Source organism: Solibacillus palustris (assembly GCF_022549215.1).
GTDB lineage: Bacteria > Bacillota > Bacilli > Bacillales_A > Planococcaceae > Solibacillus > Solibacillus daqui.
On sequence record NZ_JAKZFC010000015.1, the window covers coordinates 18,211 to 28,760 of the forward strand.

Here is a 10,550-nt window from a genome sequence, read left to right on the forward strand (position 1 = left end):
TTTAGACATAAAAATAGACCATCGAAATGATGGTCTTGTTTATCTAAAGCCCCCGTTAGCACAATTAGAATATTTTATTTTTTTGTTTAGGTCTTTCTGAAATACTTAATCACACTAAATATTAAACCACCTATAATTGTACCAATAAGAATAGATAGACCAATAAAGCCATACCCCATTCCTGTCCAACCACCAACAAACAAACTGGTAACGATGATTCCTATACTTATCAAAAGCAACCCAACAAACACTAAAATAATGTACTTGTCATATTTATTTCTTTTCAAAAACATTGAGGCAATAACAAATAATATCGTAACTGCTAAGCTAATATAAATGAAGAATTCAAATCCATCCATTTGGTACCTCCTTTATTACCGTAATATCACCACTTTTTTTATATCAAATGGGAAACTTTCTTTCGCTAACGTAACCTGCCCATCTACAATAATACGATTGAAACTAAAAAGGGTTCCAATTTTAGGTAAATACCCAAGAAATCAATACCTGCTTATTGAACTAAACTGCACCGTTAGTTTAAGTACAATCCTTCACAATCTTATCTATACTCTAACATGAATATCCAATTCCCTTTAGAGGTTGCTCCACAATCTGGCCCTTTAATTTAATAATACAACTAGGTTCTAGGCATTAAGGTTTAAAAGAAAAATCCATTTAAAATAGAGTTTTATCAAACATTAAGTTAAATTAAAAAACGTACACTCTAATTGAAGTACACGTTTTACCACTTATCTTTTAAAACTTGAATTTAGAAAGGACTAAGCGTAGTTCTTCGGCCATTCCAGTTAAAGACTGTGCAGAAGTCGGGATTTCTTCCATAGCCGCAAGTTGTTGTTCAGCTGATGCAGCAACCTCCTCAGAATCAGCTACGTCCCTTCAATGTAAGCAAGATTAGTTTAGTTTACTTTACTAAAATACTCAACAAATCCATGTTCTAAGTCTATTACAACAACATATTTATTATCTTTATCACCGTAAGTTTCATGCTTATCCCTCTCATATAAACTTGGATACAAATCAGGTTTCTGTACTACATCAATAAATTCATCTGCATATTTATCAATAAAGCGATTTGCTAATCCTAACGCCTGAAATTGATTTAATTTATTTACATCTAATTCATATCCATAGCTCTTCAAATGATAATAAATAAGTTTACTACTATTATCAAATTCAGCTTCTAACTTTATTGATACTTCTTCATTTTTCATATTTCTCATATATAAAAAGCTGGCATTAGGTCTTGGATTCCTTAAAGTATAAATTTCATCTTGATTAAAGATCTGTTTTGGTACGAAATTATCCAAAATATCAATTAATACTTCAATTTCATTTTTATAAATTTCTTTATCGATTAATATAATATCATTAAGCTTTTTAAAAGAAGACATCACCTCTTGCCCTTCATTCCAAAGCTTTATATACGAGTCTTTTGTGTCCGGGTAATATTGAAAATCCATATCAAATATAGTTTCTATATAATTGCCATTTTCATAATGAAGAATATAATTTGTGTCATATGGAACCGTAACAATTACAGGATAGTCACTAAACTTAACTTGAAATACAGGTCCAAAGTCTTCAACTCCATCAGATTTAAATCTTTCAGCAGACTTTTTATCATATACATATAAAACCCCATCTCGTGTTTCAATAATTGCTTCTTCTTTCCAAGAGTTCGGGAAATTTAATGTATATCCAAACTCCTGATTTGTATATAGGAATGTATTTTCTGTATTAACTTCACCCTCGTATTTCCCCACCAAAACGATTTTGTTCCTTTCATCCCAATTAACCTCTTCACCTAAGCTTTCTGATATAAATCTAAGGGGGATAAATACCCTATTTTCTTTAATAAATGGTTTAACATCTAATTCTACAACTTTGTTATTTACCTTTGCTTTATCAGAATCTACAGTAATCTCTATATTTCTATTATTTTTCTTAATACTTATTGTTCCTGAGCTTTCCGTATATTCCACCTCAAAACCTAATTCTTCAGAAATAAATCTAATGGGAACTAAGGTCCTGTTATTTTGCACAACTGGAGAAATATCATATAAAACCTTACTATTTACAAACACCTTAATAGGGCTACTTTCTGCCATTGCTGGCATAGTAAGAATTGTCATAGCCAAAAATGTCAGAATTGAATACTTAATGAGTTTTTTCATGATACAACCGCTCCTTATTTAAATAGACACTAATCACCTACTAAAAGTTACTTCTTCAACTAATCTTGCACTTTGTCACAAGAAACGAATTCTTGTTGAACAATCATACCCGAAAATGGAATAACCACTATATAACTGTTCCTATTGTTTAAGAAAGCTCCCGGTAGCTTAGCCAAAATAAATAAGTTAAGGAACAACATTATATATCCTTGTAACTCAAAATACCAGGAATTCCCAGTAATCAATAAATATTCTACAAGTGAAATAACTATTACTAATAAAAGATACGCTATATATTATATTATTGAACTATTCTGCCCCTTTAGTTCAATAAGAAAAAAGAGCTGCCTAAGCAACTCAATGTTCTTCAAGTAAAGTCCCGGTTAGTTCAAGTAGACACTAGTGCAACTTTTATTTATTTATTTATTTATCTACTCCTGCATCTATTTTCCAGCTATTTTGCAACTTCCGGATATAAATAATCTGACCAATGTGATATGCGTTATGAGTTGACACATTTCCGAGTATTGCCCACCATTTCACGTGTCCAGGATAACCATTAACTTCACTCTCAACTTTTTCTTCAGATAATAACTCTTGCCAACGTAAAAGCACCTCTAATAGTTGTTTTTTTAAGTCAGCAAAAGTATGATTTTCAGGAATAATAAAGCTGTTATTATTATTTCCTATTGAAGGCACAGCATCAACGTGAGATTTTTGGTACCTTGTTTGCCATGTTTGATTCCAATATAGTAAATGCTGCACAATTTCAGCAATACTATTACTTTCTTCGTTTGGCTTCCAAAATGCATGTTCCTCAGATAATCCTTCTATTGAATCTGAAAATGGTAGGTACCAACTTGGGTCATTAGCATTTGCCAACAACTGATCCGATAAAACATCTTTTGCATGAACCATAACAAACACTCCTAATTTTTATTTACTGTTTTTTCTAAATCTTTATACAAAGTTATCTTTTTATATTCTACATAGTATATTGATTGTCCTGTTCTTATTAAGCTAACCTGCCCCGTTAGTTGAACAAGCATTTTATGAATTAGATAGACTTTCTTTTTCCAATTCAACTTCCTGATTGCAATACTCAATATAAAGTAATTTCATTGCATCAATAATTATTTCATCTGCTAATTTCTCTTTAAATCTGTTTGGTAACTCCTTTGCACCCAAAACAAATAATAATGGATTTTTAGAAAACTCACCCATTATCCCAATATCAACTACTACATTATTTAATCCACCAGTCATATGATTTAATAAATGGCTTGGTATACCTTCTATATCACCTCGTTGCCTAACTAAACCATTAATAACCGGAATCCATAAATCAGGGTCAGTTTTGTATCCTTGATTTATTAATCGTAAAAGTTCTAACATTTCACTCAATTCTCCGTTATTATCCAAGTCTCTTGGATTTTGAGTAATATTTATGTTTTTAAAATATGATTTTATTTTATTGTTAATCATTTCCCATCCACCACAAAATTGAACAATTCTTTCTGCGACAAAGCTATCGTGACAGGCTATCATCACTTCCACCGCATCTTGGAGTGCTAAGTTTTCTCTATTTTGAAAGTGAGGATATACTTCGTGGCTATCCTCTTTTGGATTTAAAATTATATCCTCAACTATGTCAGTCCATTTATAGTGTCTTTCTTCCACCAATTTTGCGATACAAAAGGCAATTGCAACTTTTGCAGCAGAAGCAAGAGGTACTACTAGTCCTTTATTTAATGATAAAACTATATCCTGTTTTACTTGAGAATAAATAATAATCCCCACTTCACCTAACTCTAGTTGCTCTAATTTTTCAAGAACTTTCTCCATTTTCGAACCCCACTTCACAGTATTTTCTATTTACTAGTTCTCTTTGTAAACTTGTCCTTATTCAACTAAACTGCTCCGTTAGTTCAATAAAGAAAAAAAGAGCTGTATATGTCACTCAATGAACTTCAATCAAAGCCCCCGTTAGTTTAGCAACTCGCTTTACGCATCCTAATTTTTTAATTGTTTGGTATTTATAAAAAATGCTGTTCCCATTATAAATATGCCTAAACAAACGGACATAGCAATCCCTGAATATTCATCATCAAATATTGTTGTGTTAACCAAAATAACTAACATCATTAGTACAAGTGATATATATAAGCCTTTAATGTATTTCAAAAGTTATACCTCCTCTTTAAACCTTAATAGGCGTCCTGTTCTTTTATTATTCAGATTATTTCCGTTATTTAACATTAATATTAACATTAACTCCCTTTATTTTAAATTAAAATAAAAAAGTGCCCACGCTTATTGAACTAAACTGCTCCTTTAGTTCAATAATAAAAAAAGAGCTGCATATGCAACTCAATGATCTTCAAGTATCTGACCTCTTAGCTAAAATGGCACAATCCCTTTTCAAGAATTGCGCCAGATTGTTGAAGTTCGTTTTTAACTAAAATCCCTAAAGGAAACCCCAAGAAATGTTGTTTTCACAGCATTTCTTGGGGTTTTGTGTCTTCCCAAACATTCATTTGGGAACGTTATTTTGTATGGTTTTGTATATATCATGAACTCATAATTCTGGTGCATGCTTGATTTATCTGTACCAATTGAATTGAGTCAGTTAAATTTTTAAATGAATTAAAGGTTTTTTCTTAACAAAATTATTTTCAATAGATTGAAGGACCTCTTCATTACCAGGTAAACTAACAACTTCCTTTGCCTCTTCAAATGGAAACCACTGATATTCACTATGTTCGTCGTTTAAAAAAACAGATTGTTCTTCTTGAACAAAACCTACAAACACAGGTGCAATGTATATGTAATTTTCTTTCGGAGAAAATATTTGGTCAAATTGATTAGCAGAATACAATTCGAGTTCTGTAATCCCTGTTTCTTCTCTAATTTCTCTATATACAGTATCTATTGCTGTTTCTCCAGCTTCAATCCCTCCTCCTAAATAGCACCAAGTATTATTTAAATGCTGGGAATTTCTTTTAAAAAGTAAAACGTGATAAGTATTATTAATTTTTTTTAATAGCACAGCAGCAATGCCTAATGACTTGATAGGAATATCATTCATCATTTATACCTACTTTCAAATTTTAGTATCAGAATCCTTTATTAATTTGACAATATTAAACAAAATAAGTTCCTAAAGCGATGTTGAGGTACTTTATTTATGGGGTATTTAAACTAGTTGTTTGATATTTCAGAAACCCATTAATTACTTAATTCGTTATTATTACTGAAATAAATACATCCATGAGAAATGAGGTCGGCTTTATGGGGTTCTGGTATTTTCTTATATTATTTATAGGCATCTTTTTAATTGTAATGGCTTTTATAAAACGTTCAATAAATACAGTAAAAAAACTGACTATGTTGTTATTAGGAACTTGTATGATTGCTTTCTCTTTATTTATGTTCCAAGACGGAAGTGCAGAAATTGTAGAAAATTTATTAAAATCTTTTAATACCAATTTGTAAAAAAACCTTTATACCCTAGATTTACAATGTTAAGGTTCCCAAAGCGTCGTTTGGTCACATTTCTTAACTTAGCGTTGTAAATCTCTATAATTTTGAAGTTACTCCTTCTTGAACTAAACTGCCCCGTTAGTTCAAGAAGAAAAGCTAAAAGGCATCCTTGTTCTGCTAAAGCCCCCGTTAGTTTAAGTGCAATCTTTCACAATTGCTTAAACTGTTTAAATATGATTTAATTTCTTGTCTACTTTTTAAAATAATAATTTCTTTTTTAGGGTCTATTTCTTTAAATGCTTGAAATCGTTCAACCATTTTCCTTTTACGAGGATAGTAAGTTGAATATATAAACTTAATGAATTCCCAATCTAATTTTTCCTTACACCCATTTCCCATATCAGGTCGTGTTTTTCCGATGTTTTTTAGCCATCGCTTAACAACACGATATAAACAAACATAGAGTGGTAGTTCCAAATAAATTATTGTATCAGCATGTTTGGCACGAATCTGAAAAGTATTACTATAGTTTCCTTCAATTATCCATTGACATTGTTTCACAATATCCAGCTGTGCTTCTGAAAACTCTTCTAAGGTGGCTTCTACCCAGTTTGGCTTCCAATATAAGGCGTCTAAATGATTAACATTTATTTTTAAGGCTTTCCCTAATTTTTGTGCAAAAGTTGACTTCCCCACGCCTGCTGAAACTCCAATTACCATAATTCGTTTCACCTTATGTCACCTTCTTTTATTAGGATTGATAATATATTGCTTCAAATTAGAATGTACTTCTTTGTTAAACTAAACTGCTTCGTTAGTTGAAGAAGAAAAAAGAGCTGCCTAAGCAACTTAATAATCTTCAAGTAAACCCCGCGTTACTTTAAGTACTTTCTTTCACAATCCATTTCAAAACAATTTTTCAATATAACCACTCCAATATTATACAAAGGTCCCGTAAAGTTATTATCGGAAATTTAATGAATGCTTTTCCAGAATAAAATAGGCATCATACTAATCAATTTGTTGTTTTTCTGCGTAATACCATTTTAAATAATACATTATTCCAGACTTATCGACCCAGCTAAAATCTATTAGATCCTTCTCTAGTGAATGGTGTAGCTCATCTACTGGAATCCACTTTATATCCATAGTACCGTCGCCTTCTTTAACTAAATTACCAGAGGCTTGACATCGAAAATAAGCGCCTAATGAATCTACTGGACCATTTGTCGTTTGATAAACAGCAAAAGGCTTCATAGCTTCAACATTTGAGTCCACATCATTAGTTTCAATTCTAGTTTCTTCCCCAAAAATCTTTGTTATATGAAGTCCTGTTTCTTCTTGCACTTCTCTTTTAAGTCCTTCCATAAATGACTCGAATTCCTCTAACCTTCCTCCAGGTAGCTCATAAGGTGTTTTATTCTCATTAGATTTAACCCTTTTTTGTATAACGATTTCAGTTCCATTTGGTCCATTTCTTTCAATTATTGCTCTAACATTTACATAGATCATACAAGTTCTCCCTCACTTTTCCTCTTCAACTAGATGGCCCGATTGTTGAATACAAGTTAAAACCTCTCTTGAACTAAACTGCTCCGTTAGTTTAAGTACATTTCTTCACAATCTTTATATTAATATTAACATAAATATCCAATAAAAAATTCATCTCTCTACAATAAAATCTCTATGGGAGCGATAATTTTAATCAATCATTAATTAAAATTATCAACCTTAATTAAAAGGCTATATCACCTTTATAAGTTTAAAGAATAAAATACATTGATATAGGAATTTTTCTAATAATCAACCATAAAATTTCCGTAAAAAAAATAAAGCATAAGCTTTCCATTTGGAAAATTTATACTTTACATCACAAACTTCATTGGATTTCATATAAAACCCTTTTATGGAGACGGCGGGAGTCGAACCCGTGTCCAGAAGCTCCAATGCGCCGGCTTCTACGCGTATAGTTTGTCTACTTGCAGTTCGCGAGTTCTTATGCCGACCTTAGAGTCACAAGCGATTGAGAGCTTATCACACATTACCATTCAACGATTTACTCTACGAGGGAGTATTACACATTTACGAACTTGGTTCAAAGACCTTACTGATTCCATTGTATATCAATTGGTTATCAAATGGAATCGTTTCGTAAGCTATTTCAATTCGTGTGGCTGGCAGAGGTCACATTTATATAAGAAGAAAACCTACCTCAATATCGGAAACCGGATTGCCAAAAGTTAAAGCTCAGCCACCCATTGGTCAAACACTTGCCTAAAAATGACTTAAGCACCTTTAAGCGTGTTAATTTCGTTTGATTTACTACCTGCATACTTTCAAGCCATGAGTATATCGTGTCTACCGTTATTTCTTCTAAATAGGTTGCCTTTGTACTCTTCGAGAAGTTTATTAGGACTATATCGTAATCCTTGATAGTACGTGGACGATAGCCGCTCACTTGCATTTGATTGATGATTGTCTCTAACGCTTCTGTAAAGAGCTTATAGCGAGCGGTAGTTCCCTTTCCGCTTTTATAGATAAGGTAAGCTCTTTAGTTGTCTGTGAGAAGTCTACATCAAATAATCCTTACTTTTTGATCGTAAAAAAATCCTCCATTCAATTGAGTTGGAAGATAACCCCTGTACTATATTCACATAATTTTCAGGGTAATAAAAAAGGGATTCTGCATCAGTGACCGAAGTCCTGACCGTATCCCTAATTTCTATCAAACCCCTTGTTCTTATTTATTTTTGGACACTTTTTGGGCAACTTCTGAACATGAATAATACCTAATAAATACTACCTGTTGGGTATAATGTAGTTCCGCCAATTGAAACTTTTATTTCATTAGATAATGGAACATTGTATTCATCAATAATTGTTCTCCACCAATCCCATGCAAGACCTGTACATTCTCTTGCATAAATTCTAATATTTTTTGAATTAGGCGGAAGTGGTATTACTGTAGAGAAATGAGCTGTTTTGTCTTTCCAGCTTCCATCCCAAGTTTTATGGGATAGTACTTCATTTCCATTCTCATCATATGAAAATTCATCCCAGGCTACTTCAAATTGAGCAACATATGCACCATAATGATCAAGGATGATACTGCCTTTAGAATATTCTGTAGCTGTCGTCTCGATATAATCTGTATTGTTATGAATAGCAGCAATCGAATTGTCCTTTAAGAAAACACTTGTATATGATATTGGGTATGCTGGATTTTTGAGACTAAATTCTGCATTATCTTTAATTATTTTTCTAATATCATTAAAGTCTTTAGAGACAACCTGGTTATGCGCTTGTGAATCTCCACCTAATACTACAGCAGTAAAGGAACTTTCTTCAAAAATATCTTTGTACTGTCCACTAGTTTCTACATTAGTATTGATATCCTTCAGTAATGCTTTAAAAGCAGCTTGTACATCCTTGCTTTTAGAGCTTGTTTCTAATTTCACATAAATTGTTCTGCCATAAGCTACATTTGACACCATAACGGGAGGGGCATCATTACTTACCCCTTTACGAGTTAACTCTTCAAAATGAACACTGTCATCAAATAGGTCTGATGGATTGTTAGGTAGTTCTGCACTGACCGTATAAAATATTTGTTTATACGCCGCAACCATCACTTTTTTCTCTCCATTTGCAATCGCATTAAAATCAATCCCCAGTGAATTGTCAAGAACATTGGCGTTAACATTCAAAGTGCTTGCTATTTGAGATTTGCTATAAACCATAGATTCTGAATATTGTAATCTTGCAGGTAAAGTATGCGTTGTTGAATATTTTTCACTCCAAGTAGATACTAACTCATCTACTGCCCCAGATACATTACCATATGTTGGATTACCCACAGTCATAGTATTTTCTCTTTTCATGCCAGGTAAATCTATGCTAATATTTAACGGTTTTCTTTTGGCAATCAATAAACTTGGTTGATTGTCTACAAAAGCTTGGTTTGCAAGTTGTAATGCTCCTGGATAGGTACGATTCACCATAGAATCAATAATTGAAATATCTACTGGTGAAGTTGTAAGTGATTTTTTGTTTCGTTCAACTACTATAAATTTATCATTTGAGTTTATACCTTCTTTTGGAACAAAACTATTAATCTTATCACCTTTCACTGCTAAAACTTCGCTGTTATTGTAGTTTAAGTTTGCTATACCAGTATCAATGTCATTAGGTTTGCTTGTTTCACTAGCTAAAGGATTATCAAGTGTTTCAGCAAAGGAAATAATCGGATAATTTATAATGCAAAAACAAACAGATAAACTTACTAAAAATTTCATTACTTTAAAATAGTTTTTATTTCCCAAAAAAATCCCTCCTTTTTTAGGAAATTATACCACAAAAATATTTTCTTTAAATATAATAGTTTAGTCTCATATTTTAAATACTGTATAGCTAATAATTAGTATATATGACATAGTTAGATATTAAATTTTAATTACTCTAGTCGTAATGGTTGCTGTCAAAGTCTCCGCATACGCCAAGGAGCCATTTTCCGAGCATTGCTTTTTAGTCAGAGCAAGGGATTGATAGAAATCCTTGATTGTACGAGATCGATAACCTACACTATTTTATCCCTTTATGTTCGCCCTTATTTTTCTTTTTCCTTCTTAAACTAACCTGATTCATTAATTCAATAAAGAAAAAAGAGCTGCATATGCAACTCAATGATCTTCAAGTAAAGCACCCCGTTAGTACAATAAGAGGGAAGTCAAATTTATGCAGATTTACAACGATAAGATTTCAATTTTATACAAGATTTTATTTATCAAAGACGAGAGTGCAATATCACTTCAATTGCTTCAAAACCTTTGCCATGACTGACTTTTAACAAAAGTGCATAAAACAACGCATAAA

The 10,550-nt window shown here is 32.0% G+C and carries 9 protein-coding genes; all 9 read right to left on the reverse strand.

All coding sequences use genetic code 11. The annotated features are described in order from the left end of the window. Window positions 1-86: 86 nt before the first annotated feature. The 9 genes from LZ480_RS19335 to LZ480_RS19375 all read right to left on the reverse strand — a co-directional run bounded on the left by LZ480_RS19335 (window position 87) and on the right by LZ480_RS19375 (window position 9,973). Window positions 87-359, reverse strand: a complete 273-nt coding sequence (locus LZ480_RS19335) for a YesK-like family protein (protein ID WP_241371178.1) — start codon at window positions 357-359, stop codon at window positions 87-89. Between the two features lie 558 nt (window positions 360-917). Next, window positions 918-2,195 (reverse strand): copper amine oxidase N-terminal domain-containing protein, encoded by a 1,278-nt coding sequence (locus LZ480_RS19340; protein ID WP_241371179.1) that lies wholly within the window; start codon window positions 2,193-2,195, stop codon window positions 918-920. A gap of 423 nt (window positions 2,196-2,618) precedes the next feature. Continuing rightward, window positions 2,619-3,113 (reverse strand): DinB family protein, encoded by a 495-nt coding sequence (locus tag LZ480_RS19345; RefSeq protein WP_241371180.1) that lies wholly within the window; start codon window positions 3,111-3,113, stop codon window positions 2,619-2,621. Window positions 3,114-3,245: 132 nt separating this feature from the next. Then, window positions 3,246-4,040, reverse strand: coding sequence for a serine hydrolase (locus LZ480_RS19350; RefSeq protein WP_241371181.1), 795 nt, complete (start codon window positions 4,038-4,040; stop codon window positions 3,246-3,248). A 168-nt stretch (window positions 4,041-4,208) separates the two neighbouring features. After that, a complete protein-coding gene (locus tag LZ480_RS19355) occupies window positions 4,209-4,379 on the reverse strand; it encodes a hypothetical protein (RefSeq protein WP_241371182.1) in 171 nt (56 codons plus the stop codon). Window positions 4,380-4,824: 445 nt separating this feature from the next. Beyond that, complete coding sequence (locus tag LZ480_RS19360) at window positions 4,825-5,286, reverse strand: NUDIX hydrolase (protein ID WP_241371183.1); 462 nt, start codon at window positions 5,284-5,286, stop codon at window positions 4,825-4,827. Window positions 5,287-5,867: 581 nt separating this feature from the next. Next, window positions 5,868-6,410: a P-loop NTPase family protein gene (locus LZ480_RS19365; RefSeq protein WP_241371184.1), complete on the reverse strand. Its 543-nt coding sequence runs from the start codon at window positions 6,408-6,410 to the stop codon at window positions 5,868-5,870. A gap of 279 nt (window positions 6,411-6,689) precedes the next feature. Then, window positions 6,690-7,190: an NUDIX hydrolase gene (locus LZ480_RS19370; RefSeq protein ID WP_241371185.1), complete on the reverse strand. Its 501-nt coding sequence runs from the start codon at window positions 7,188-7,190 to the stop codon at window positions 6,690-6,692. 1,277 nt (window positions 7,191-8,467) lie between these two features. Then, entirely contained in the window at window positions 8,468-9,973 is a 1,506-nt protein-coding gene (locus LZ480_RS19375) for a thiol-activated cytolysin family protein (RefSeq protein WP_241371186.1), read from the reverse strand. Window positions 9,974-10,550 lie beyond the last annotated feature (577 nt).